The following is a 25,677-nucleotide window of genomic DNA, read 5'->3' as shown; positions in this document are numbered from 1 at the left end:
CCTCTATTATTTTCAAAAAAATTAATGTAAGTTCTTTTGGTTAATTTACCATTAATATAATGTCAATTTTTAAAAGGGCAACTAAAATTCTCTTAAATTATATTGTTTTCCTTAAAACTAAAATAACTGTCTTTTGACATGATCAAATGATCCAGTAAATTTACCTCTATCTCTTTTAGTAATCTTCCAAGCTTTTTTGTGATTTCTATGTCTTCTGGGGAAGGACTACAATCACCACCTGGGTGGTTGTGTACAAAGATTACTCCCACGGCCCTTTTCTTCAGTACTACTTCAATTAGTTCTCTTGGGTATAGGTTTAAGTAATTAACTGTTCCCTGTGCTATTTCTTCTATTGATATTATTTTATTTTTACTGTTGAGTAGCAATGCAAAAAAGTGTTCTTTTTCCAATATTCCGAATTTATGCTTAAAATGTAAAAATACCTCTTGCGGATTCTTTATGGCTTCAGTATCTTTTAAACCCTGTTCATCAATTCTAGCTATAAGTTCTCTGACAACCTTTATAAAGGTCAAAATTCCACTGGATATGCCATCAATGTCTATAAGTTCATGATCTGGAGCAAAGATTACCCCTTTTAAGTTATTAAATTTTTGTAAAAGTTTTTTGGCTAATGGTTTTGTGTCCTTACGTGGGAGCCCATAACTTAAAAATAGCTCAAGTAGTTCGTAATCCAGAAAAGTATTGGGTTGTTTTATGAATTTTTGTTTTAGCCTCCTTCTGTGACCTATGTAATGTGGTGGCGACTTTACATTTCCCTTCATAAATGAATTATCTTAGAAAAAATTTTGAAGTGTTGCTACTAAGTTTTCCAAAACTATTTTGGGATTTGTATTTGAGGTCTTTAAATTCAACTCAGCATTTAGGACCACGTTATACATATCAATAATTTTTTTCTCACCCAGCTTATTTGCAAGACTCATCTTTTTCCCTTTGACTGAATATGGCAAAAAAACAGGCTCCCCTTTAAGTAGTTGCCACAGCATTTTTGCTTCCCTGAGTAACAATTTGATTATTGGGATGATATCACCCTGAGAATTAATACTGTTCTTTAAAATAATAGACCACACCTTCTTTCTATTTGAAATCCCCTCTATGGAATTTATCAAATCAAATACATTGAATTCAAAGGACGGAGATATTACACTTAGGTCTTTTAATTCAATTTGTTTTTTATTTAAAGCCACGAGTTTCTGTAACTCGTTTTTTATAGCAGACAAACCAAGCTCGTTTTTATTCTGATTTCCTGGCAGGATTTCCATTAGCGCAAATATCACATCCTTAGACAGGGTGATTCCATGTGCTGTTGACCATTTTTTTAAATAACTAAGTATAAAATCATTACTTACCCCCTGGTGCATAAATATCCATTTTTTCTTCTGGGCAAATTTGTAGTATTTTTTATTTTTTAAAAATTTTAAATTAGGTGGACTTCCCCTATTCCACTGAGATTCAATACATATAAATGGACATACTTGGGGATTGAATCTATTTAAAAAATTTGACAACTTATCCCAAAAATTCTGGGGAAGTTTTTCTGCATGTCTTAAGATTACAGCCAAATTTACATTTGTTAGGGGGGATGTCATTAGATATTCAAAAAAAGGGGTGGTTACGTTCTCATCTCCCCATATTATCTTCTGTTCCCATTTACCAGGGAACCTATTCAGGGTAGAGTCAATAAACTCATAAGTAACTTCAAAGTCTGGGCATATACAAAAAAAATATCCAGGTCTCATGGTAGTTTTTATATTCAAAATTTAGAATTGACGTATTAAAGTTTAATATTTTAATACCAGGTAGTTATAGTTATTACAGTTTTTGGAAATTTTAAAAATTATTTGAAAGCAACATGGAGAGTTTTATTATTATATCTTTTATAACCTTTGCCTTTGTATTTTTTATTTCAGTATCAGAAGCATTGTTTGAGACAGATTCACACTGTGAAATATTTCTGGAGTCCCAGATAAGTTTGTCCTGTTTATAAAGATAACTTCTAATGGTCATACATAGATTGGATTTTAATGTTTGTTCTTCCACATTTTCTACATCTGTTTGCAATGAATAATCAACTATGTCTATTGCTAATTTACCTTCTGCATCTTCACTATTTACATATTTTATATTGGGTGACCTTTTTGAAAATTCTTCTATTAACTTTGTCCTGATTTCTGTTGGCAACCTAGGGTCAGTTGTTGGATTGTTAATTTTTAAGATGTGTATAGATTTAATGTGTTCTGGAAAAATTATAGGGGATGTGGACATGAAGTGATATCCACATCCCATGTTTAGTAAGATCAACAATGCCACAAAAAAAATTTTTATATTAATTTTAAATAACCACATTTACTAATTTTCCGGGGATTATGATTATTTTTTTTATCTCTTTGTCTCCAATATGTTTTTTTACATTTTCATTTTCAATGGCCAATTTTTGGATTTTCTCTTTTGATGCATTTGATGGTACCTTAATCCTGGCCCTCAGCTTACCGTTGACTTGAACTACTACCAATAATTCGTCCCTTTTAAGGGCATTTTCATCCACTGTTGGCCATGAACATTTTGCCAGATGGGTGGTATATCCCATTTGTTCCCATAATTCTTCACATATGTGTGGAGCCATGGGATATAGGGTGATTAAAACTGTTGAGAATGCAGAAGATAGAGCCTTTTTATCTCCCTCTTCTGCGCCAAGTTTATTCATTTTGTCTTGAATTTCATTTACCAGTTCCATTATTGAGGCAATGGCTGTATTAAATTGATACTTCTCTTCTAAGTCGCTGGTTATCTTTTTTAAGGTAATGTGCTCTTTGTATCTGAGGTCCCTGGCTTCCCTTGAAAGTTCGTCTGTTATCCTGGCAGCTGGTCCAATTGGCATCAGTCTGTCTTTTAGTTTGTTTGATAATGTCCATAATCTATGTAAGAACCTATGTGCCCCTTCAATACCAGAATCGCTCCACTCAAGTTCTTTTTCTGGTGGAGCAGCAAAAAGAATAAACAGCCTTGTGGTATCTGCACCATATTTTTCTAACATGTGGTTTGGATCAACCACATTGCCCTTTGATTTGCTCATTTTTGCGCCATCTTTTAGTACCATTCCCTGGGCAAGTAGCCTTTCAAAGGGTTCATCATAGTCAAAATATCCAAGGTCCCTCAATGCTTTTACAAAGAACCTTGAATACAAAAGGTGTAAAATGGCATGTTCTATTCCACCAATGTATTGATCCACAGGCATCCAATATTTGAGCGCCTCCTTATTAAAAGGGGCTGAATCTATCTTGGCATCTGTATATCTGGCAAAATACCAGCTTGACTCCACAAAGGTGTCCATTGTGTCGGTTTCTCTCCTTGCCAATGAGCCACATTTAGGACAGGTGGTTTTTACAAATTCTTCTGAGTCAGGAAGAGGAGACCTTCCATCTGGATGTGTCTTTATGTTAAGTGGCAATACCACCGGGAGGTCTTGTTCTGGGACCAGTTGTATCCCGCACTTGTCACAATAGATTATTGGAATAGGAGTCCCCCAATACCTCTGTCTGGAGATATTCCAGTCCCTGATCCTGTAATTTACACTCTTTTTTGCTATTCCCTTAGTTTGAAGATATTCCACTATTTTTTGTTTGGCCTCCTCATTGAACAACCCTGTAAAATTACCTGAATTTACTAGATATCCCTCACCTGTGTACGCAGCCTCTAAGTCTTCTGATTTTAGTTCCCTATCTTTTGGAGAAATTACTACCTTTATTTTTTGATTGTATTTTTTTGCAAACTCAAAGTCTCTCTGATCATGGGCTGGCACTGCCATAACTGCCCCAGTACCATAATTCATGAGCACAAAGTTTGCCACAAATATGGGCATCTTCTCCTGAGTCACAGGATTTATGCAATATCTGCCAGTAAATACCCCCTCTTTCTCAAAGTCCTCTGCACTCCTCTTCTTTTTGTCTATGCTTTTTATTTTTTCAATAAATGCTAAGATTTCTCCTTTTTTATCAGATCCTTCCATAAGCTCTGTAATAATGGGATGTTCAGGGGCAAGGCTCATAAATGTTGCACCAAATAATGTGTCTGGTCTTGTGGTAAACACTTTTATCTTTTTATCTAATCCCTCCACTTCAAAATCAATTTCTGCTCCAACGCTTTTCCCTATCCAGTTTCTCTGCATGGTCAATACCCTATCAGGCCATCCTCCTTCTAATTTTTTCAAGTCGTTTAGGAGTTCCTCTGCGTAGTCAGTTATTTTTAGAAACCATTGGGACAGTTCTTTTTGTTCCACAACAGATGAACACCTCCAGCAGAGACCCTCCTCAACCTGTTCATTTGCAAGTACTGTGTGGCATGACGGACACCAGTTTACTGGAGCTTTTTTCCTATATACCAGTCCTTTTTTGTAGAGTTGGATAAAGAAAAGCTGTTCCCATTTATAGTATTCTGGCGTGCAAGTGGTAAGTTCCCTATCCCAATCAAAGGAATAACCAAGTCTTTTTAACTGGGACTTCATCTCTTCAATGTTTGAAAAAGTCCATTTAGCTGGATGGATCCCGTGTCTAACAGCCGCATTTTCAGCTGGCAGACCAAATGCATCCCATCCCATGGGATGGAGGACATTGTAGCCCCTCATCCACTTATATCTGGCTATGCAGTCTCCAATGGTATAAACCCTCACGTGTCCCATGTGTATTTTACCTGAAGGATAAGGAAACATCTCAAGGACATAATATTTTGGCTTATGAGATCTGTGTGTTACATTAAAATACCTATTGTTGTTCCAGATTCCCTGCCACTTTTTTTCAATTTGTTCAGGCACGTATTTGTCCATTATTAGTCTCCTCGAGATTTTGAAGATTTTTTTCAAGGGTCTTTGCAACTGCGTCTAATATCCCATTTATAAATTTTTTTGAGTTTTCATCTCCAAAGGCCTTGGCTAGCTCAACGGCCTCATTAATCGCAACCTTAGGTGGCACGTCGTCTCTATGAAACATCTCATAGATGGAGAGTCTTAGGATTGTAAGTTCCACCTTGGCAATCCTGTTTAATCTCCAATTTTTTGAATGTGACTGTATTGTATTGTCTAACTCTTCTATGTGGGCAAGGGTACCCTTAATAAGATCCTTGGCAAATTCCAGTGCCTTTTCCCCTAACTTTTGGTCTTGGTCTGACCCAAAATGATCCACCATGTTTAAATATTTATCAACATTATCTTCCTGCAAAAAATTTGCACTGTATAACACCTGAAAGGCCATTTGTCTTCCGAGTCTCCGTGGCCCCATTTTGCTTTTTTTGTGGTTTTTCATGTAATGTTTTCTTTTTATGTTCAACGTTTAATGTTGAATGTTCAACCTCTTGTTTATATCCTCAACACATTTATGTTCCGCGAGTTGGGTTTCACCTATTCTTTTAAATCTTGCTCTCTATTTTTTCCAATACCTACTCTAGGCCATTTATAGGTTTTCGTTTAAGTTTTTTAAAATTTGAACACTTTCCAGTGCAGCCTGGGCAGCCTCTGCCCCTTTGTTCCCAGCCTTGCTACCTGCACGCTCAATTGCCTGCTCCAAGGTGTCAGTTGTAAGAACTCCAAAAGTAACAGGGAGTTCAGCTTCTAGGGCTACATGTGCAATGCCCTTGGCAGCTTCAGCCGCAACAAAGTCAAAATGTGGAGTTGCGCCCCTTATTACTGCTCCAAGACAGATAATCCCATCTACCTTTTTTGACATAGCTATCTTTTTTGCCACCATTGGCATTTCAAATGCACCTGGCACTTTCACAAGAGTAATGTCTTCTTTGTCTACTCCATGTCTCACCAAAAAATCTATTGCACCACTAACCAGCCTTGACACAATAAAATCATTAAATCTGCTTGCAACAAGTGCAAACTTTAATCCCTTACCTATTAACTTCCCTTCAATAACCTTTATTTTATCCATTTTACCCCCACAAAAAACATTCAATGTTTTATTTTCTATGTAATATTCTAAGGTGTTTTATTTAACATATATCATCCAACATATGACCCATTTTTTCCTTTTTAGTCTTGAGATAATTAATGTTCTCATCACACACAGGTCCCACAATTGGCACCCTTTCCACAACTTCTAGACCGTGTCCTTCCAGTCCAACTATTTTTTTGGGATTGTTGGTGAGCAGTCTCATTTTTGTCACACCAAGGTCAACAAGGATTTGAGCGCCTATACCATAGTCCCTTAAATCTGGCTTAAATCCAAGGATTAAATTGGCTTCAACTGTGTCTTTTCCATGGTCTTGTAACTGGTAAGCCTTAATTTTATTCCCAAGTCCAATGCCCCTTCCTTCCTGCCTCATGTAAAGGAGCACCCCTTTACCTTCCTGGGCTATCATCTGCATTGCCTTATGTAGTTGGGGGCCACAATCACAGCGAAGGGAACCAAATACATCTCCTGTTAAACATTGACTGTGGACCCTTACCAACACTGGCTCGTCTTCCTCTATTTCCCCTTTTACAAGGGCCAGGTGTACATAGTCGTCAATATCGCTTTCATAGGCAATGGCCTTAAATTCACCAAATTTTGTAGGAAGTTTTGCCTCGCCAATCCTTCTTACAAGTGAGTCAAACTTTGAGCGGTATCTAATTAGGTCTTCAATTGTTGCTATCTTTAAATTGTGTTTTTTGGCAAACTCTATTAGATCGGGCATCCTGGCCATATTACCGTCATCCCTCATAATCTCACAGATAACTGCAGCAGGCTTTAGGCCTGCTAAGCGGCAGAGGTCCACGCTTCCTTCTGTTTGTCCCGCCCTTACCAACACTCCTCCTTTTCTCGCCCTTAATGGAAATACATGACCTGGTGTGGATATGTCCTCTGGGGTCACATCGTCCTTAACGGCTGTTAGAATAGTGGTGGCCCTATCATAGGCTGAGATTCCAGTGGTAACGCCTCTTGCTGCTTCAATTGATACTGTAAAGGCTGTGCCAAAGCGCGATTCGTTTCTCCTTGGTTGGAGGTCTAACTTTAATTTATCCACCAATTCAGGGGCCATGGCCAGGCAAATAAGTCCCCGTCCATATCTTGCCATAAAATTAATGGCCTGAGGGGTCACCTTTTCCGCAGCAATGGTTAGATCTCCCTCGTTTTCTCTGTCTTCGTCGTCTACCAAAATTATCATCTTGCCCTTTCTTATCTCATTTATGGCTTCTTCTGTACTACATATTACTGACTGTTCTTCGTGGTTTTTATTCATGGTTATATGTCCTTATAAAAGAATTTTGATGTTAAGAATTACTTTTCCAGACTTTTACAGACTTGATACGAAAATGCAAATCAAAATCCATGTTTCCTTAAAAAATCAATAGTCAATCCAGACTGAGCTTGGCCCTGGGTTTTATTTCCTCCTTTTCCTTCCCACGGTGAGACCATTTTCTCTATATATTTTCCTACAATGTCAAACTCAGTATTCACATGGGTTCCTATTTTCCACTGTGAAATAGTGGTCTTGAGCTTGGTTTCTGGAATTATATTTATTTCTACAAAATTTGGCCCACATCTATTTATGGTCAAACTGATGCCATCCAATGCAATGGATCCCTTTTCCACCACATATTTAGAGAATTCTTCTGGAAAGTTTAAAACATATTTTGTGGACTCTCCAACTTGTTTTATTGCTCTAATAATAGATAAGCAATCAACATGGCCTGATACTAGGTGGCCTCCAAGGCGGTCCCCCAATCTAAGGGCCCTTTCTAAATTGACCTTGGTACCACTTGAGATATTTCTTAGGTTGGTTCTATTTAGTGTTTCATTGGAAGCATATACAGAGAATATGTTATTTTCCAACTTCTCAACAGTAAGACACGCCCCATTTACTGCTATACTTTCTCCAATTTCCATATCTTTAAAAATGGGATCAGGTAAAATAGCCATTCTTAAATCTTTCCCTAGAGGCTCTGTTCTCACTATGCTTCCAATGGACTGAACCAGACCTGTAAACACCTAGTTTTCTCCTTTTGGAATTAAATGGACTAAGATATCCCTTTCCATTTTTTTTAGATTTACAACCTCAAATTTGTGACTGTCTCTTATCTTTGAGACCCTGTTTCCAGAAAAAGAAGATCTAGCACCATCATCCCCTAAAATAAGTGGTGCTACAAATAAAAAAATTTCATCAACAAGATGAGCCTTAATTAAACTCTCTGCAAGTTTTCCTCCACCTTCACACAAAACATAATAGCAATTGAGTTCAGAAAACAATTTTTCCGTTGTTTCTTTAAGATCTACTGAATCATTTTTCTTTTCAGTATTAATTATTTTGATTCCTTTCCCCATAAGCACATTTATCTTCTTTTGATCAAAACATGTAGTAATAAAAACAGTTTTTTCTGGTCTTGACTTGATCAAATAAAAGTCAGATTGGGGATCAGGTAGTCGGGATGTTAAAATAGCTGCTAGAGGGTCTTTTTTAATTGGTTCTTTAGTTCTGGGAGTTAGCCTGGGATTGTCATTGAAAAAGGTATTGCCCCCAACAAGGATACAATCTACTTTTGCCCTTAATTTATGCACAAATTCCCTGGATTTTTCACAACTAATCCATTTTGAGTCACCTTCTTTGGTTGCAATCTTTCCATCAAGGCTCTGCGCCAGTTTAAGGAAGATGTATGGCCTTTTTTTTGTGTTCCATGTTATAAAATCCTGAATTAATCTCTTACATTCAAAATGGTTAAATCCAACGTCCACTAAGACTCCCTTTGATCTTAAAAACTCTGCACCTCCACCTTTCACATTTGGGTTTGGATCCAAGGTGCCAATATTTACTCTTTTTATTTTGTGTTCCAAAATGGCTTTTGTACATGGTGGAGTTTTTCCATAATGGTTGCACGGCTCTAAGGTAACCCATAGGGTTGATCCCTCCAAATTATGACCCCTTGCAATTGCGTCTTTGATCGCTGCAACTTCAGCATGGTCCTCCCCGAATCTTTTGTGATACCCTTGTCCTAATATGTGTTCCCCTTTTGTTATCACCGCACCAACACATGGATTTGGAGCAGTATATCCAAGACCTTTTTTGGCCAGTGATATTGCAAGTTCCATGAATTTATTTTTTTTTGTGTCTTTAATTTGTTGATTCATCAATTCACACCTTAATTTATTTAGGGGAATAAAGGGAGGTAATTTTGTTTTAGACCAAGTCAACTTTATGTAATGTGATTCCAGCTTCCTTTAGCATATCCTTTGATAGCTCATCTGGATAACCTTCAAGATAATAGATATTTTTTACACCACAGTTTATTAACATTTTAGTGCAGATTAGGCAGGGTAGATGGGTACAAAAGATATCACACCCCAGAAGAGATACCCCATGAACTGCCGCTTGAATTATAACATTTTGCTCAGCATGGAGGCCTCTACAAAGCTCGTGTCTTTCACCAGAAGGCACTTTTAACTTTTTTCTGAGACATCCAATATCCAGACAGTGCTGTATCCCTGATGGGGCTCCATTATATCCTGTTGCCAGGATTCTTTTGTCTTTAACGGCTACTGCTCCCACCTTTCTCCGGATACATGTGGACCTTTCAGATACCAATCTGGCAATTTTTGCAAAATATATCTTCCATTCAATCCTTTTCTCTTTCATTTCAGTTAATCTTCATATCTTTTGAACAAAATGCAGGCGTTTGTACCTCCAAAACCAAAAGAATTACACAGGACATAATTAATTTTTTTATCCCTAGCTCCTTCAGGAACATAATCTAAATCACATTCAGGATCTGGGTGTTCCAGATTGATTGTAGGTGGTATTTTTTCATTGCAAATGGTTAGCACACTAAACACAGACTCTGCACCACCCGCTGCCCCAAGCATATGGCCAATCATTGATTTATTTGCTGTTATGGCTATGTTATATGCGTGTTTACCAAAGACTTTTTTTATGGCCCTTGTTTCGCATATGTCATTTAATGGGGTAGAAGTACCATGGGCATTTATGTGATCTATTTCTGTGGGCGCTACCCTTGCTTCTTTTAGGGCTGCTCTCATGGCAAGGGCCATTCCCTCTCCACTCTCATCTGGTGCAGTTATATGATATGCATCTGCAGAAGCCCCAAAACCAACTACTTCTGCATATATTTTTGCACCCCTTGCCTTTGCGTGTTCTAACTCTTCAAGTAACAACAGTCCGCACCCTTCAGACATTACAAATCCATCCCTGTCCCTATCAAAAGGTCTTGAGGCCTTTTGGGGTTCATCATTTCTTGTAGACAGCGCCCTCATGGCATTAAACCCTGACAGGGCCATGGGTGTTATAGTAGATTCAACTCCTCCACATATCATGGCCTTTGCCCTGCCAAGTTTGATGTCAGAAAATGCATATCCTATGCTGTGACATCCAGAGGCACATGCAGATGTGGTGACCATATTTGGGCCCTTGGCCTTGGTAAATATAGCAATCTGTCCTGCAGCAATATTGGCAATGAGCTTTGGAATGTAAAATGGGGATACCCTTGAAGGGCCTTTTCTTAAAAGTTTTTCGTGAAATTCTTCGATTGTTTCGATTCCTCCTAGTCCACAACCCAATACTATCCCAATATCACTGGAGTTATGATCATCAACCAGAAAGTTGGCGTCTTTGAGGAGCATTTTGGCAGCAGCAACGGCATATTGATTAAATCTATCCATTCTCTTTATTTGTTTTTTGGGAATGAATTGTTCAGGGTTGAAATCTTTTATTTCACCAGCGATTTTTGTCTCATATTTGGAACAATCAAACCTGGATATGTAAGAGATTCCAGATTCACCGTTTATTAGTCTCTGCCACGATATATCCACATTGCGTCCTAAAGGGGTAATTGCAGATACTCCAGTTACTACAACTCTTATATTGTTCATAACCTAACCTCTTTCTGAATCTTGGGTTGAGGACTAACACTTTAACACAAAGGGGAGAGAGCTCCCCTTTGTGTTTTATTTTTTTACTTTAGATTCTATGTAGTTTATAACATCCTGTACAGTCCTCAACTTTTGGGCCTCTTCATCATCGATTTCCATATCAAATTCATCTTCCATAGCCATAATAAGTTCTGTTAAGTCAAGGGAATCAGCCCCTAGATCATCCACAAATGATGCTTCTGGTACTACTTGTTCTGGGTCCACATCCAATTGTTCAGATACGATTTTTTTGATTTTTTCTAGTAGTTCAGACATTTATTCCTCCTGTTTTTTTCTTTTTTAAAGGTACAGTCCCCCATTAACCGAGAATACTTGGCCAGTTATATAACTGGCCTCGTCTGAGGATAACCACGCAACCAAAGATGCCACATCCTCTGGAGTTCCAAATCTTTTTAATGGGATTTTTGATAGGTAGGCTTCCTTGGTCTTTTCGTCAAGTCCCTTTGTCATTTCTGTGGTGATAAATCCTGGAGCAATAGCATTCACCAAAATACCCCTTGGAGCTAGTTCCAGTGCAACAGCTTTGGTAAGTCCAATTATACCTGCTTTAGATGCACAGTAATTGGCCTGGCCTGGATTCCCAGAAAGGGCCACAACAGAGGTAATATTGATTATCCGACCATATCTCTGCCGGACCATGATCTTGGCGGCCTCTTGGATGCAGTGAAATGTTCCATTTAAATTAACGCCTATTACTTTATTCCACTGATCTTCCTTCATCCGAAGTATAAGGCCGTCATTTGTTATTCCTGCGTTATTTACTAGTACCTCTAAAGAAACCTTATTTTTTATATTTGCCTTAAAAAAATCCTCAACTTCAGTTTTCACGCTCACATCTACCTTGAATGCCCTGGCATCTCCGCCACGACCTTTAACTTGAGAAACAACCCCCTCAGCCAAATCCTCTCGCGATACATAGGTAAAATAGACCAAGAATCCTTTTTCTGCCAATTTGAGTGTAATGGCCTTACCTATCCCTCTGGAACCACCAGTAACAATGGCTACTTTGGGCAAGTCGTGTTTGTTTTTTTCCATAGACTGACCTTTAAAATTTGTTAAAATTTTAATATTACACTGGCAATTGTAAATCCTGCCCCAAAGGTAGACAATAGAACCAAATCGTTTTTTTTAATTTTACCCTGCATGTACGCTTCACTCAAAGCAATGATAACTGATGCAGCAGATGTATTTCCATATTCATGGACATTTATGAAAACCCTCTCTAGAGGGATGTTAATTTTCTTTGCAACTGCTTCAATTATCCTGTAATTGGCCTGGTGAGGTATAAATAGGGAGACATCTGTAACTTTTAAGTTGTTTTTTTCGAGTATATGAGATGTTAAATCACTCATACCCCGAACAGCATGCTTGAAGACCTCTCTCCCATTCATGTGTATGAAATATTTTTCACTAACCTTTTGGCCTACTACAAAGGGCTCGGCAGAACCCCCTTCTAATCCTACCTGGAGCAGGTGACCAAGTTCTCCATGTGTTTTGAGCTCAATATCCAATATAGCAGGATATCCCTCCTTATGGGCAGTGAGAATGGCTGCGCCGGCTCCATCTCCAAACAAAACACATGTATTTCTGTCATTGAAGTTTAACCTGGATGAGCACACTTCGCTGCCTACTACAAGTATTTTTGCCTTTTGCCTTTTGGCAATAATTCCCTGTGCTAACTCCAATCCGTAGGTAAACCCTGAGCAACCAGCTGCTATATCTATTGCCATTTCACAATTTTTTGCTCCTAGTTTTGCCTGGAGAAGGCAGGCAGATGCTGGTGCACAATAATCAGGAGTAAAGGTACCAACTATTATGTGAGTGATTTCAAGGGGGTCCATGTTTGCCTGCTCTAGGGCATTTTTTGAGGCATGATATGCTAGATCAGAGCACGCTACTCCCTTTTTCGCAATTCTCCTGGACTTTATTCCAGTTCTGGTAGTTATCCACTCATCAGTGGTGTCAACCATTTGCTCTAACTGGTTATTTGTCAATTTATCTTCTGGTACAAAATGCCCCAGTCCACGGATAATAATATTATTTTTCGTCTTTTTTGTCTTCATAGGTTGTTTCTTCTTCTGAGGTTTCTTCCTTTGATGTAATAGAAGTAGAAGAGAGTATATTTTTTAACCTATAGAATCTAGTAATCTCAGGATGCTTTTCTAACTGTTCTTTGATTTTTTCAGTTATTTTCATCCTGGCAAATTCTGCACCCATTTTAGTTGCTTGAGCAATGGATTTTTTTGAGGAACTCCCATGACATACAATAACACATCCCTTTAAACCTAGCAGGGGTGCTCCACCGTATTCTTCATAGTCAAACCTGCGAATTAGCCTCTTGAATGCAGGTTTTGCTAAAAAGCCTCCTAGCCTGGTAAATATGCCCCTTTTGATCTCTTTTTTTAATGCTTTGCTAAAAGATTTTCCCAGGCCTTCGCATAATTTTAAGGCAATATTCCCCACAAACCCATCACAAACTGCTATGTTCACTTTGTTGGTAAATAGGTCTCTACCTTCAATATTCCCTATGAAATTTAGAGAAGTTTTTTTGAGGAGTTGATAGGCCTCATTTACCTGAACATTCCCCTTACCCTGTTCTTCTCCAATGTTTAACAATCCCACTGCGGGGTTTTCTACTTTGAGGATGTTTTTAGCAAATACATCAGCCATTATTGCAAATTGCACAAGGTGTCTAGGTTTAGAATCAATGTTCGCACCCACATCCAGCAATATTAAGGGCTGGTCTTCCCTTGGGATTATGGACGCTAACCCTGGCCTATCTATCCCCTTTATCCTTCCAATGGAGAATATTCCACATGCAAGTGTAACACCTGTATGTCCTGCAGATATCACGCCATCTGCCTTGCTTTCTTTCACTAAGTTACATGCAATCTGTATGGATGTATTTTTTTTACGTCTTAAAATATACGAAGGTTTATCCTTCATTTCTGCCACATCATCTGCATGTACGATCTCAAGATCAATGCCTTCTATTGGGTATTTTTCCAACTCTTCCCTGATTTCAACATCTCTGCCCACCAGTATGAGGGATATGTCTTTCTCTCTGGCTGCCCTTATTGCTCCAGGGATAACCACCGAGGGGCCGTGATCGCCCCCCATAACATCAATTGCAAGACGTATCTTTTGGCTACTACTTGTCTTCATCTTTTGTTAAATAAGCCCTTCCTGCATATTTACCGCAAGACGGACATACGCGGTGGGGAAGAGTGGGGCTACCACATTCACACTCAATTACATTTGGAACAGGTACTTTGTGATGTGACCTCCTCATCCCTTTTTTTGATTTTGATGTACGTTTTTTAGGTACTGCCATAGCTTTTACCTCTCCATCAGTATATTTTTATTTTTCTTAAAATCTCTAACCTCGAGTCCCTGGATATTTGTTCACAATTGCATGAATCAACATTGAGATTTGTCCCACATATTGGACAAAGCCCCTTGCAATCATCACCACATAAAATCTTTTGGGGTATATTTAAAAGGAGTCTTTCCCACAACAGTCCCTTTAAGTCTAAAAAAAGTTCTCCATTTTGTTCAACAATAAATGAAAAATCTAATGAGTCTTTTTCTCTTGGCTTTTCAATTATTCTGAAATGATCTTCAATCTCTACTTGGGCCTTTTCCAAACATCTATCACACAGGGTATCCAAAACCCCTGTTAGTACACCTTTTAGTATGCAACACTCTCCCTCAACTAAAATGAACACCTCTACATGAAAATCTTCATTGATTTCATAAGGGAGTTCAAATTCTTTTATATAGCTTAACCAAATTGCTTGATCGTCAATGGTTAAAAATAGACCTTTAGAAGGGATGTCCTTAAGCCTTAAAAAATAACTTTTGTCCATAAATTGTATCCTCAAATGCAAAGGTCCTAAATGTATCTTCCCTTCTACAATTTTGTCAAGGATAATAATTTGGGCAAAAAAAACCATTTAAATTATTAATGATGGAAATTTTTTGTCTTTAATCTTGTCATGTTTCTTTGTCCTTATCAACCATTTTTGAGTTTTTTAAAAGTTAATAAGGTTAATCTAATTATCTTTCTTTTTTCTTGAAAAATTAAGAAAAATTATCTAATAATTCCTACGTAGTTAGAAAGTGTTTTGTGTGCATTTTGTGCGAAATAGTCAAGAAATGGTATTTAGGTGTAAATTTTTAGGGAAGGGATTTTGTTTTTTGTCTAATGTTTAAATTATGTATGGGGGGGAAAATGAAAGAAAGATCCCAGAAAGATGTTTTTGGATTGTGTTCAAGGAGAGATTTTTTGAAGTATTGTACTGTGATGGCGGCTAGTATGGGATTGCCCCTATCTGCTGGTGAAAAAATAGCCAATGCAATGACCAGCAGTAAGAGACCGCCGGTTATCTGGATTTCTGGACAAGGATGTACTGGTTGTACAGAAAGTCTACTTCGTGCTTCTCATCCCACGTTGGACAATTTAATATTGGATCTGATTTCCCTTGACTACAATGAGACACTAAACGCTGGAGCAGGTAGGCAAGCAGAGGAGTTTATGGAGAGATCAGTTGAGGAGAATTCGGGTAAATTTGTACTGGTTATAGAGGGTGCCATTCCAACCAAGGACCATGGTGTTTACTGTCAAATAGCAGGAAAGCCTTTTGTGAAAATTGTCAAGGAGATGGCGGAAAAGGCAGGTGCCATTATAGCCATTGGTTCTTGTGCATCATGGGGTGGAATTGTTGCTGCTGATCCAAATCCAACTGGAGCCAAAGGTGCACCGGAAGTGTTAAAGGGTAAACCAGTTGTGACTATTCCAGGTTGTCCTCCCAATGCCTATAATTTTCTATCAACTGTTGCCTATTATATCACTTACAAAAAACTGCCTGAGTTAGATCACCTTGGAAGACCAAAATTTGCATATTCCAGGCTCATCCACGAAAATTGTGAAAGAAGGCCTCATTTTGATGCAGGAAGGTTTGCTGAAGAATTTGGAGATGAGGGACATCGTAAGGGGTATTGCTTGTATAAATTGGGATGTAAGGGTCCTGTTACCTATAATAATTGTTCCATCCTTCAGTTTAATGACGTGGGAACATGGCCAGTTCGCTGCGGCCATCCATGTTTTGGTTGCAGTGAAAAAGGCATTGGTTTTAATGTGCCTCTATTTGTAGAAGCTGATATTACCAAAGAAAGCGTAATTACCCCCGCAGCAACTCCAGCAGGTATAAAATATGAGAGAGGTGGTAAAGTTTCAGGTACAGCTGCTGGATTAGTCGGAGCTGCTATTGGTGCTGCTGCAGGTGCTGCTGCAGTTACAGTAACTAGGATGAAGTCAGACGAAGAAAAATAAAAGGGGGGTAGTTATGAGTGTCTCAAGGCGTGGCTTTTTAAAAACCGTAGTAGGTGGGACAGTTGCACTTGGTGCGAGTTCCTTGTCCAAGGACGCCAAGGCTTCGAGCAAAGAAGAATTACCACCTAACGCAGTTGGAATTTTATATGATTCCAATCTTTGTATAGGATGTCAATCCTGTATGGTGGCATGTAAAAAGGCCAATAATCTCCCATATGAACATACAGGTAATCAAGATAATTGGGATAATCCAATAGACCTGTCTTCAAAGACCTACAATATTATTAAGATGTATAAAGAGGGAGACAAATTTGCCTTTGTGAAAAGGCAGTGCATGCACTGTTTAGAGCCTGCTTGTGCAGCTGCATGTCCTGTAGGTGCGCTCCATAAAGATGAAAAGACCGGTATTGTTACTTATGATCCTTCTGCCTGTATTGGTTGTAGGTATTGTCAGGTGGCCTGTCCATATAACATACCCAAATTTGAGTGGGATTCTCCATTTCCACAGATCAGAAAATGTCAGTTATGTAACCATTTACTGGAAAAGGGTGAGTACGCTGCCTGTTGTGCAGTGTGTCCAACAGGGGCATCCCTATTTGGTCCTGTGGAAAAATTGAGGGAAGAGGCCCAAAGGCGCCTTTTGATGAAACCAGGGGAGTATTATGAATTCCCTGTAAACCATATTGAATCAGGAAAAACAAGGGTCCATAAAGCAAAGCCCTATATCAAGCATATATATGGTCTAGAAGAACTTGGGGGTTCCCAGTGCATGATTTTAGCTGGTATAGATTTTGTAAAGCTTGGTCTTCCAGAGCTCAGGAAGAAGTCCTATGTTGCAGATCTTGAAGGAGTAAGTATGGGCCTCTATAAATACCTGTTATATCCAATAGCTGCTTTTGGTGGACTTGCCTATTTAGTGAAAAAAAGAGGAGTTCACGATTAACAAAAAACAATCAAGGAGATTGATATGTCAAATGCAAAACCTTTAAATAGCAGGGTACTAACTGTTCCCTTTGTGATTGGGCTTGTGGTTATCCTGCTGGCAGGGTTCTTTTTATTAAAACGTTTTATATATGGTCTTGGACCTGTCTCTGGTATGAATGATGGCTTTCCTTGGGGCCTTTGGATCGCCTATGATGTTAATGTGGGAACAGCCTTTGCCTGTGGTGGATATGCAATGGCAATTTTGATATATATCTTCAATAAAGGCGAATATACACCCCTTTTAAAGCCTGCAATACTTACCAGTATGCTTGGATATACCCTGGCAGGTGTGTCCATATTTTTCGACATTGGTAGATATTGGAATATGCTTAATATTTTTATGCCATGGCATATGAATTTGCATTCCCCCATGTTAGAAGTGGCGGTTTGTATTGCCTCTTATATCTGTGTGTTGTGGATTGAGTTCTCACCAGTACTAATTAAGTATCCAGGGATTAGAAAGAGGATAAATGCAGAAGAAATAGAAGAAAAATTAAATAAGTTTTTATTTATATTTGTAGCACTTGGTATGTTGTTACCAACAATGCATCAGTCCTCTTTGGGAACCCTTATGATACTTGCGGGTTCTAAATTGTCACCACTTTATTGGTCTAAACTCCTTCCCTTTTTCTTTTTAATTTGCGCTATAATGATGGGGTATGCCATTGTTGTATTTGAAACCAGTGTTGCTGGTGTAGCTTTTAAAAATACACATGAATTTAAATTACTTACCAAAATATCAGGGGTAATACCCTGGTTAATTGGTATTTTTCTTATCATTAGAATTCAAGATATAAATGCAAGGGGAGCCTTATCTCACATCTTTAGATTTGACCTTCCAGGGAACATGTTTCTCATAGAAACCCTACTACTGCTTATAGCATTGAGATTGCTATGGAAGGCAGAAAATAGACAGAATGTGAAAAAGGTATTTATTGCTGCTTTTTGTGTGTTACTTGGTGCTGGACTATATAGATTTGACGCATATATAATTGGTTTAAATCCAGGTAATGGCTGGCACTATTTTCCAGCAACACCAGAGATAATAATCACATTTGGTGTAATTGCAGTGGAAATTCTAGGTTATTTATATTTTGTTAAAAAATTTCCAGTGTTGGCTCTTCCATCTACAAAATAAACAAAAACCATTAAGGAGTGATGAATATGGCAAAGAGGATAACAATAGATCCAATTACAAGGATAGAAGGACATTTAAGGATAGACGTTGAGGTAGATGATGGAAAGGTGAAAAATGCCTGGTCATCTGGACAGATGTGGAGGGGCATAGAGGTTATTTTAAAGGGTAGAGACCCAAGGGAAGCCTGGGTTTTCACCCAGAGGATTTGTGGTGTTTGTACCACAGTACATGCCATAACATCTGTCCGTGCAGTTGAAAATGCCCTGGGCCTAGAAGTACCTCTAAATGCCCAATACATTAGAAATTTGATTATTGCAGCCCATGGAATCTTTGACCACATTGTTCACTTTTATCACCTATCAGCCCTGGACTGGGTGGATTTGGTATCTGCTCTAAATGCTGATCCTAAAAAGACTGCAAAGCTGGCATCTCAAATTTCCGATTGGCCAGGGAATAGCTATAATGAAATAAAGAAGGTACAAGATAGATTGAGAAAATTTGTGGCCTCTGGCCAGCTTGGGGTATTTGGAAGCGGCTATTGGGGACATCCTGCCATGAAACTTTCACCAGAGGTAAACCTCCTTGCTGCTACTCACTATTTCCAGGCCCTTGATTATCAGCGTGAGGTCAATAAAATAGTGGCTATTTTAGGGAGTAAGACCCCACACATCCAAAACTTGGCAGTTGGTGGAGTTGCTAATCCTGTTGATCCCAATTCTCCAGCCCCAATAACCATGGAACAGCTCCTTTATGTAAAATCCTTAATTGACAACATTAAAGATTTTGTAAAGAAGGTATATTTAGTGGATGTTGCTGCAGTGGGAGCTTTTTATGCTGATTGGACAAAATATGGTGCTGGAGTTTTAAACTACCTAAGTGTGCCTGATTTACCAATGGATGAGAAGGGTACAAAATTCCTACTACCAGGTGGGTACATTGAAAATGGAGATATAAGCACATTTAAAGAAATCAAGTCCTTTAATGATGAATTTTTCAAGGACAATGTGAAAGAATGCATCAAACATTCTTGGTATGATGGTGACTGGAATCGTCACCCATGGGTAGAGGAAACCAAACCTGACTATACTGGATATGATGAAGATGAAAAATATTCATGGGTAAAGTCTCCAAACTTCAAGGACAAGCCAGCCCAGGTAGGACCACTGGCCCATGTTCTTTGTATGTATGCTGCAGGACATGAGCCAACAAAGAAGTATGTTAAAACTGCATTGGACATTGCGTCTCAAATAGCTGGTACAAAGATTGGAATTGAAGCCCTCCATTCAACAATTGGTCGTCATGCTGCAAGGGCTGTTAGGGCAGCTGTACTAACTGATACCCTGGAGGAAGTATGGAGTGCACTTGTGGAAAATATTGGTAAAGGTGACTATGACACCTTTAATCCTCCAAAATTCCCAAGGGGTGAAATCAAGGGATTTGGATTCCATGAGGCACCAAGGGGAATGCTCTCCCACTGGGTGGTTATTAGGGATGGAAAAATAGATAACTATCAGTGTGTTGTGCCATCAACATGGAATGCAGGTCCAAGGAATCACAAAGACGAGTTAGGGCCATATGAGGCATCATTAATTGGAAACCCAATTGCTGAGCCAGAAAAGCCATTGGAAGTAATCAGGACCATCCACTCCTTTGATCCATGCCTTGCATGCGCCATCCACCTACACGATGAAGACAACAGAGAAATCGTCAAGGTAAGGGTGCTGTAGTTTATGGTTAATCCAAGTAAAAATGACCCCCAGGTCCTCATCCTGGGGGTTGGAAATATCTTGATGAGTGATGAGGGAGCTGGAGTTAGGGCAGTGGAGATTCTACAGGAAAAATATACTATTCCTGAGTCTGTGGAAATAATAGATGGCGGTACCAGTGGCATGGAACTTTTGCGTTTTTTAGAAAATAAAGAGGTAGTCTTTATCATTGATGCCATAAAAAAAAGTGGGCTAAAACCAGGTGATGTGGCTGTGGTGGACTTAATTGAGACCCCTAACTTTTATAGAACAAGGATTTCCCCTCATCAGTTGGGAATATCCGATCTTTTGAATATAGCCACCTTATCAAATACCCTTCCTAAGAGGATCCAATTAATAGGAATTGTTCCAAAAAATATAGATACTGGACTTAAACTAAGTGGAGAAGTTTTTATTGGTATAGAGAAGGCAATATCCTATTTAATAGATTTCTTAAAGGATATGGGGATAATTTTATTACCTAAAATGATATAAATTCCAACAGGTTTATCTATTCCAAAAAAACGCAACAAAAAAACTTGTAAAATCTCCCATTAAGGTTTATACATCTTTTTCTCAAATTTGATTACTTAACTAAAGTTTTGAACAAACTTGGGTTAAATTTCTAGGAGTTAAAAAATAATTTTTGGGGGTTTTAGTTATGAAAAAAAAGATTCATCCAAAGCTATACAAAGCAATTTATAAGTGTGCATGTGGCTTTGAAATTGAGACCTTGTCAACTAGGGCAGAAGAAGTCCATGTGGAGATTTGTTCCAATTGTCATCCTTTTTACACTGGTAAACAACGTTTTGTAGATACAGCAGGTAGAATAGATAGATTTAAAAAGAAGTATAATCTAGACTAATTTTTTTATTTTTTTCTTAGATATTAGAGTGTGGGTATGAACATAATATCAAAACTAGATGAAATTGAGCAGAGCTATATTGAACTTGAAAAAAAATTGAGTTCCCCAGATGCCTTTTCTGATAAGGACAAATATAAAGAGCTGGCAAAGTCCCACGCTGAATTGGAAGAGATTGTAAGAACTTATAGAGACTATAAAGCTGCACTTGAAGAGTTAGCTGAAAACAAGGAACTTGTGAAGGATAGTGATCCTGAAATTAGGGAACTGGCTAAGTCCGAAATAGAATCTCTAGAAGAAAAAATTCAGACACTGGAAGATAGATTAAAGATATTACTTATCCCAGAGGACCCATTAGACAAGAGGTCTGTTATTTTAGAATTGAGAGCTGGTACTGGTGGAGAGGAAGCGGCTCTTTTTGCAGCAGATCTTCTGCGCATGTACTCACGCTATGCTGAAAAAAATAAGTGGAAGGTGGAGTTGGTGGATGCCCATAGAACTGGAGCCGGAGGGTTTAAGGAAGTAATTGTAAACATTACTGGGGATAAGGTTTATAGTAAATTGAAATTTGAATCAGGGGTACACCGAGTTCAGAGGGTTCCGGTAACAGAATCACAGGGGCGAATACACACGTCCGCTGTGACTGTGGCGGTATTGCCTGAAGCAGAAGAGGTGGACGTTGAAATCGATCCCAAAGATTTGAGAATAGACGTATTTAGGGCATCTGGCCCAGGTGGTCAGAGTGTAAATACCACAGACTCAGCAGTAAGAATTACCCATATTCCAACAGGCCTTGTTGTCACATGTCAGGATGAAAAATCCCAACATAAAAATAAGGCTAAGGCTTTAAAGGTGCTCAGGTCAAGGCTTCTACAAATAAAACAAGAAGAAGCAAAACTAAAGCAAGATCAAACTAGAAGGGCCCAAGTAGGTACAGGGGACAGATCAGAGAGGATTCGGACCTATAATTTCCCTCAAGGCAGAGTCACTGACCACAGAATAAATCTCACCACATACAATCTTGAAGGTATTTTGAATGGTGATCTGGAAGAAATAATTGAACCACTCATTCAATACGATCAAGCCCAGAAAGTTAAAGAGATAGTTGCTTAAAAAAGAAAAAGATAGTGGTCTTTATCCAAGAGTATTTAAAAAAGTGTAAAACTTTTTTAAGAAAAAAGAATGTAGACTCACCAGAGTTAAGTGCTGAACTCATATTTGCCCACTGTTTAAATACTTCTCGCCTGGAAGTTTTAATTAGTAGGCAAATCCTCGCAAAGAAAATAATCAAAAGCATAGCAAAATTGATAAAAAGAAGAGGCAAGGGAGAGCCCCTTGCCTATCTCTTAGGTAAAAAAGAATTCTATGGTAGGGATTTTTTAGTAAATTCTAATGTACTCATACCAAGACCTTGTACAGAAACTGTAATAGATCTGTGTAAAAAATTTTATAGAAAAAAAGATAAAATATTGTTTTTGGATGTGGGTACAGGGTCAGGGAATTTAGCAACAACCCTTACCCTGGAATTCAAAAGATTTTTTGGGATTGCACTGGATATCTCTCAAGGTGCCCTGACAACAGCCAGAGAAAATGTTGCTCTTTATGGAGTTCACCGTAGACTCCTTTTAGTTAGGGCAGATTTAATCTCATGTATAAAACCAAAAAGTATTGATCTTATAGTTGCAAATCCCCCTTATTTATCCCCTGCAATGGTTGATTTAGCTCACTTTGAAGTAAAGAATTTTGAGCCAATCCTGGCCCTACTGGGTGGAGAAGATGGATTGGAGATGGCAAGAAAGATTTTGCTCCAAGCAGAGAGTATACTTAAACCTGGAGGTAGAATACTAATGGAATTAGATTCTTCTCAAATAGAACATATGGTGAGTTTTTTAAAGAATAGGTCTTGGGTTGAGGTGTCCTCTCATAAAGACCTGGAAGGACACTTAAGAGTTATCTCGGCTTTGTTTAGGTAAGTTGTGTGTGCTATTCTCCCCAATGTGTGTGTAGCTAACCACACCTACTTTTGGAAAAGATCTTAATTTTTAGTCAGTTACAGTTGGAATGGAGATTGCATTCTATTTTTTGGAGGTGTTAATCTTATGGTAGAGAAGACAATAAAGAAATCAATGAGATGTTCTGGTGTTGGGCTACATACTGGCAGGAAAGTCAGTGTAATCTTTCATCCCGCCCCAGCTGGATGGGGAGTGGTATTTTTGAAAAAAATAAGTAACAGGCTAATATATATAAAAGCAGATGTAAAAAATGTGGTGTCCACTGAGTATGCCACAAATATCGGCTCAAATGGAGAGAGAATAGGTACAGTTGAACATGTTTTGGCAGCTATTAGAGGGTTAGGTATTGACAATGTAATTATAGAAGTAAAAGGTGATGAATTGCCAGTGTTAGACGGAAGTGCCATCCCATTTATTGAGTTGTTGGAGTCAGCTGGTATATGTGAGACAAATAGGCCCAAGATAAAATATTTACTAAAAAAATCCATTGTTTGGGGTGATTTTAAAAGATGGATAAGGGCCTACCCTGCTAGGGGGTTTAAGGTTGACTATATAGTTGATTTTACTGGCACTCCTATTGGAAGACAGGCCTATTTTTATACCCATTCAGTAAATGAATTTAAGAGAGAGATAGCTCCAGCCCGCACCTTTGGATTTTTGAATGTTGTTCATGAGATGAAAGAAAAAGGGCTGGCTTTAGGGGGATCACTAGATAATGCAGTGGTGTTTGATGATTCTGGTGTCTTAAATCCAGATGGTCTTAGATTTCAAGATGAGCCAGTGAGGCACAAGCTCCTTGATTTTGTGGGAGATTTAAGCTTGATAGGCGGAGAGGTAGAAGGTTATTTCCAGGTGTATTGCTCAGGACATGCTTTTAATGCTGGTTTTGTAAAATATTTGCTTAAACAACGCCATGAATTTCTGGATACAGTATCCCCTGTACCCTCCAAGAGTGGTGGTGGATACGTGTATGAACGTGTCCTTGCCACTTTTAATTGATAAAAAAATAAAGATTCCCATTTTTTTTACTTGCATTTTAAAAAAAATGCGTTTATATGATTCTTCTGTCGCTGGCGTAGCTCAATTGGTAGAGCAGCTGACTTGTAATCAGCAGGTTGCGGGTTCAAGTCCCACCGCCAGCTCTTTTGGAGGGGTTCCCGAGTGGACAAAGGGAGCAGACTGTAAATCTGCCGGCATACGCCTTCGGTGGTTCGAATCCACCCCCCTCCATTGGAAAATAAGCGGGAATAGCTCAATTGGCTAGAGCACCAGCCTTCCAAGCTGGGGGTTGCGGGTTCGATTCCCGTTTCCCGCTTTTTTTGTCTTTAGAGTAGGCCCACGTAGCTCAGGAGGTGGAGCACTTCCTTGGTAAGGAAGAGGTCACCGGTTCAAGTCCGGTCGTGGGCTTAAGCCATTTTAGGGGCATGTGTGAAAACAAAGGGATGCACGAATTTTAGATTATAATACCAGCAGGGGGTAGTTATGGGGAAGGAGAAGTTTGAGAGGCGGAAGCCACATGTAAACATAGGGACGATAGGTCACATAGATCATGGTAAGACGACGTTGACGGCGGCGATAACGAAGCAGTTGAGTTTGAAGTATGGGAGTGCTGAGTATGTACCATTTGATGAGATAGACAAGGCACCAGAGGAGAAGGAGAGGGGTATAACCATAGCCACAGCGCATGTTGAGTATGAGACACCCAATAGGCATTATGCTCATGTGGATTGTCCTGGTCATGCGGACTATATAAAGAACATGATAACAGGTGCAGCGCAGATGGATGGTGCCATATTGGTGGTAGCGGCTACAGATGGTCCAATGCCTCAGACCAGGGAGCACATATTGCTAGCCAGGCAGGTAGGAGTGCCCAGCATAGTGGTATTTTTGAACAAGGTAGATTTAGTTGATGATGAGGAGTTATTGGAGTTAGTGGAGTTAGAGGTGAGGGAGCTACTTAGTCAGTATGATTTTCCAGGGGATGACATACCAGTGATACATGGTAGTGCATTGAAGGCGTTGGAGAGTGACGATCCAGACAGTGAGGAAGCGAAGTGCATATTTGAGTTAATGGAGGCGGTAGATTCGTATATACCTGAGCCAGTTAGGGAGATAGACAAGCCATTTTTGATGCCCATAGAGGATGTATTTACCATATCAGGAAGGGGCACAGTGGTAACAGGAAGGGTAGAGCGTGGGATAGTGAAGGTAGGAGATGAGGTAGAGATAGTAGGATTAGGCGAGACGAAGAAGACAGTGGTGACAGGCGTAGAGATGTTCAGGAAGACATTGGATCAGGGTCAGGCAGGAGACAATGTAGGGATACTGTTGAGGGGGATAAAGAGGGACGAAGTAGAGCGTGGACAGGTAGTAGCGAAGCCAGGTAGTATAACGCCGCATACGAAGTTTAAGGCAGAGGTATATGTATTGAAGAAGGAAGAGGGAGGCCGTCACACGCCATTTTTTACAGGTTATAGGCCCCAGTTTTATTTTAGGACCACAGATGTAACAGGAGTGATCAAGTTAGAAGAGGGAGTGGAGATGGTTATGCCAGGAGACAATGCGCAGTTTGAGGTAGAGTTGATAGCACCTATAGCCATGGAGAAGGGACTTAGGTTTGCAATAAGAGAAGGTGGAAGAACTGTTGGGGCAGGTGTAGTCTCGGAGATA

The 25,677-nt window shown here is 39.1% G+C and carries 26 protein-coding genes, 4 tRNA genes and 1 pseudogene; 14 read left to right on the top strand and 17 right to left on the bottom strand.

From position 1 onward, the window contains the following. Nucleotides 1-92: 92 nt before the first annotated feature. The 17 genes and pseudogenes from radC to ACYQ0O_RS09495 all read right to left on the bottom strand — a co-directional run bounded on the left by radC (nucleotide 93) and on the right by ACYQ0O_RS09495 (nucleotide 14,800). Nucleotides 93-782, bottom strand: coding sequence for a RadC family protein (gene radC / locus ACYQ0O_RS09575; protein WP_459892490.1), 690 nt, complete (start codon nucleotides 780-782; stop codon nucleotides 93-95). Between the two features lie 12 nt (nucleotides 783-794). Beyond that, complete coding sequence (gene holA / locus ACYQ0O_RS09570; RefSeq protein ID WP_459892488.1) at nucleotides 795-1,757, bottom strand: DNA polymerase III subunit delta; 963 nt, start codon at nucleotides 1,755-1,757, stop codon at nucleotides 795-797. A 91-nt stretch (nucleotides 1,758-1,848) separates the two neighbouring features. Then, a complete protein-coding gene (gene lptE / locus ACYQ0O_RS09565; RefSeq protein WP_459892486.1) occupies nucleotides 1,849-2,328 on the bottom strand; it encodes an LPS assembly lipoprotein LptE in 480 nt (159 codons plus the stop codon). Nucleotides 2,329-2,350: 22 nt separating this feature from the next. Continuing rightward, nucleotides 2,351-4,837 carry a leucine--tRNA ligase gene (gene leuS / locus ACYQ0O_RS09560; protein ID WP_459892484.1) on the bottom strand — a complete coding sequence of 829 codons (2,487 nt, stop codon included), beginning with the start codon at nucleotides 4,835-4,837 and terminating at the stop codon, nucleotides 2,351-2,353. Continuing rightward, entirely contained in the window at nucleotides 4,818-5,312 is a 495-nt protein-coding gene (gene nusB / locus ACYQ0O_RS09555) for a transcription antitermination factor NusB (RefSeq protein ID WP_459892481.1), read from the bottom strand. The genes leuS and nusB overlap by 20 nt, the downstream gene beginning before the upstream one ends. Nucleotides 5,313-5,459: 147 nt before the next feature. Further along, a complete protein-coding gene (gene ribH / locus ACYQ0O_RS09550; RefSeq protein WP_459892479.1) occupies nucleotides 5,460-5,942 on the bottom strand; it encodes a 6,7-dimethyl-8-ribityllumazine synthase in 483 nt (160 codons plus the stop codon). A 61-nt stretch (nucleotides 5,943-6,003) separates the two neighbouring features. Further along, nucleotides 6,004-7,233 carry a bifunctional 3,4-dihydroxy-2-butanone-4-phosphate synthase/GTP cyclohydrolase II gene (locus ACYQ0O_RS09545; protein ID WP_459892477.1) on the bottom strand — a complete coding sequence of 410 codons (1,230 nt, stop codon included), beginning with the start codon at nucleotides 7,231-7,233 and terminating at the stop codon, nucleotides 6,004-6,006. A gap of 80 nt (nucleotides 7,234-7,313) precedes the next feature. Continuing rightward, complete coding sequence (locus tag ACYQ0O_RS09540; protein ID WP_459892475.1) at nucleotides 7,314-7,982, bottom strand: riboflavin synthase; 669 nt, start codon at nucleotides 7,980-7,982, stop codon at nucleotides 7,314-7,316. After that, nucleotides 7,983-9,116: a bifunctional diaminohydroxyphosphoribosylaminopyrimidine deaminase/5-amino-6-(5-phosphoribosylamino)uracil reductase RibD gene (gene ribD / locus ACYQ0O_RS09535; RefSeq protein WP_459892473.1), complete on the bottom strand. Its 1,134-nt coding sequence runs from the start codon at nucleotides 9,114-9,116 to the stop codon at nucleotides 7,983-7,985. It abuts the gene before it with no gap. 49 nt (nucleotides 9,117-9,165) lie between these two features. Beyond that, nucleotides 9,166-9,621 (bottom strand): deoxycytidylate deaminase, encoded by a 456-nt coding sequence (locus tag ACYQ0O_RS09530; protein ID WP_459892471.1) that lies wholly within the window; start codon nucleotides 9,619-9,621, stop codon nucleotides 9,166-9,168. A 5-nt stretch (nucleotides 9,622-9,626) separates the two neighbouring features. After that, nucleotides 9,627-10,871: a beta-ketoacyl-ACP synthase II gene (gene fabF / locus ACYQ0O_RS09525; RefSeq protein WP_459892469.1), complete on the bottom strand. Its 1,245-nt coding sequence runs from the start codon at nucleotides 10,869-10,871 to the stop codon at nucleotides 9,627-9,629. A gap of 75 nt (nucleotides 10,872-10,946) precedes the next feature. Beyond that, the gene (acpP, locus tag ACYQ0O_RS09520; RefSeq protein ID WP_459892467.1) at nucleotides 10,947-11,186 is read right to left on the bottom strand and encodes an acyl carrier protein; all 240 of its coding nucleotides are present in this window, start codon (nucleotides 11,184-11,186) and stop codon (nucleotides 10,947-10,949) included. Between the two features lie 24 nt (nucleotides 11,187-11,210). After that, nucleotides 11,211-11,966, bottom strand: a complete 756-nt coding sequence (gene fabG, locus ACYQ0O_RS09515; RefSeq protein ID WP_459892465.1) for a 3-oxoacyl-[acyl-carrier-protein] reductase — start codon at nucleotides 11,964-11,966, stop codon at nucleotides 11,211-11,213. A 20-nt stretch (nucleotides 11,967-11,986) separates the two neighbouring features. Continuing rightward, nucleotides 11,987-12,994 (bottom strand): beta-ketoacyl-ACP synthase III, encoded by a 1,008-nt coding sequence (locus ACYQ0O_RS09510; RefSeq protein WP_459892463.1) that lies wholly within the window; start codon nucleotides 12,992-12,994, stop codon nucleotides 11,987-11,989. A gap of 73 nt (nucleotides 12,995-13,067) precedes the next feature. Beyond that, nucleotides 13,068-14,096 (bottom strand): annotated as a pseudogene (gene plsX, locus ACYQ0O_RS09505) (phosphate acyltransferase PlsX); the annotation flags it as partial. Continuing rightward, nucleotides 14,083-14,265, bottom strand: a complete 183-nt coding sequence (gene rpmF / locus ACYQ0O_RS09500; RefSeq protein ID WP_459892461.1) for a 50S ribosomal protein L32 — start codon at nucleotides 14,263-14,265, stop codon at nucleotides 14,083-14,085. The pseudogene plsX and the gene rpmF, both read right to left, overlap by 14 nt. Nucleotides 14,266-14,281: 16 nt before the next feature. Further along, nucleotides 14,282-14,800 (bottom strand): YceD family protein, encoded by a 519-nt coding sequence (locus ACYQ0O_RS09495; RefSeq protein ID WP_459892459.1) that lies wholly within the window; start codon nucleotides 14,798-14,800, stop codon nucleotides 14,282-14,284. 365 nt (nucleotides 14,801-15,165) lie between these two features. Here ACYQ0O_RS09495 and ACYQ0O_RS09490 point away from each other — a divergent pair, with 365 nt between their 5' ends. The 14 genes from ACYQ0O_RS09490 to tuf form a co-directional block, all read left to right on the top strand. After that, nucleotides 15,166-16,266, top strand: coding sequence for a hydrogenase small subunit (locus ACYQ0O_RS09490; protein WP_459892457.1), 1,101 nt, complete (start codon nucleotides 15,166-15,168; stop codon nucleotides 16,264-16,266). 13 nt (nucleotides 16,267-16,279) lie between these two features. Next, entirely contained in the window at nucleotides 16,280-17,209 is a 930-nt protein-coding gene (gene hybA / locus ACYQ0O_RS09485; RefSeq protein ID WP_459892455.1) for a hydrogenase 2 operon protein HybA, read from the top strand. A 24-nt stretch (nucleotides 17,210-17,233) separates the two neighbouring features. Continuing rightward, nucleotides 17,234-18,388, top strand: a complete 1,155-nt coding sequence (gene hybB / locus ACYQ0O_RS09480; protein ID WP_459892453.1) for a Ni/Fe-hydrogenase cytochrome b subunit — start codon at nucleotides 17,234-17,236, stop codon at nucleotides 18,386-18,388. Between the two features lie 26 nt (nucleotides 18,389-18,414). After that, entirely contained in the window at nucleotides 18,415-20,115 is a 1,701-nt protein-coding gene (locus ACYQ0O_RS09475) for a nickel-dependent hydrogenase large subunit (protein WP_459892451.1), read from the top strand. Between the two features lie 3 nt (nucleotides 20,116-20,118). Further along, a complete protein-coding gene (locus ACYQ0O_RS09470; RefSeq protein WP_459892448.1) occupies nucleotides 20,119-20,628 on the top strand; it encodes a HyaD/HybD family hydrogenase maturation endopeptidase in 510 nt (169 codons plus the stop codon). 166 nt (nucleotides 20,629-20,794) lie between these two features. Continuing rightward, on the top strand, nucleotides 20,795-20,998 hold the full coding sequence (gene rpmE / locus ACYQ0O_RS09465; protein ID WP_459892446.1) for a 50S ribosomal protein L31: 204 nt from the start codon (nucleotides 20,795-20,797) through the stop codon (nucleotides 20,996-20,998). 42 nt (nucleotides 20,999-21,040) lie between these two features. Next, the gene (gene prfA, locus ACYQ0O_RS09460) at nucleotides 21,041-22,108 is read left to right on the top strand and encodes a peptide chain release factor 1 (protein WP_459892557.1); all 1,068 of its coding nucleotides are present in this window, start codon (nucleotides 21,041-21,043) and stop codon (nucleotides 22,106-22,108) included. Between the two features lie 14 nt (nucleotides 22,109-22,122). Beyond that, the gene (gene prmC, locus ACYQ0O_RS09455) at nucleotides 22,123-22,968 is read left to right on the top strand and encodes a peptide chain release factor N(5)-glutamine methyltransferase (RefSeq protein ID WP_459892444.1); all 846 of its coding nucleotides are present in this window, start codon (nucleotides 22,123-22,125) and stop codon (nucleotides 22,966-22,968) included. 126 nt (nucleotides 22,969-23,094) lie between these two features. Further along, nucleotides 23,095-24,006: a UDP-3-O-acyl-N-acetylglucosamine deacetylase gene (lpxC, locus tag ACYQ0O_RS09450; RefSeq protein ID WP_459892442.1), complete on the top strand. Its 912-nt coding sequence runs from the start codon at nucleotides 23,095-23,097 to the stop codon at nucleotides 24,004-24,006. 70 nt (nucleotides 24,007-24,076) lie between these two features. Then, nucleotides 24,077-24,149: transfer RNA gene (locus ACYQ0O_RS09445), tRNA-Thr, on the top strand. Between the two features lie 5 nt (nucleotides 24,150-24,154). Further along, nucleotides 24,155-24,237, top strand: a tRNA-Tyr gene (locus tag ACYQ0O_RS09440). 11 nt (nucleotides 24,238-24,248) lie between these two features. Beyond that, nucleotides 24,249-24,322, top strand: a tRNA-Gly gene (locus ACYQ0O_RS09435). A 19-nt stretch (nucleotides 24,323-24,341) separates the two neighbouring features. Next, nucleotides 24,342-24,414 (top strand) — tRNA-Thr (locus ACYQ0O_RS09430). A 75-nt stretch (nucleotides 24,415-24,489) separates the two neighbouring features. Next, nucleotides 24,490-25,677 (top strand): elongation factor Tu (gene tuf / locus ACYQ0O_RS09425; RefSeq protein ID WP_459892440.1); only part of this gene is annotated, 1,188 nt, incomplete at its 3' end.

This window comes from Desulfothermus okinawensis JCM 13304 (genome assembly GCF_054654515.1).
This window is presented reverse-complemented; position numbering and strand designations above follow the sequence as displayed.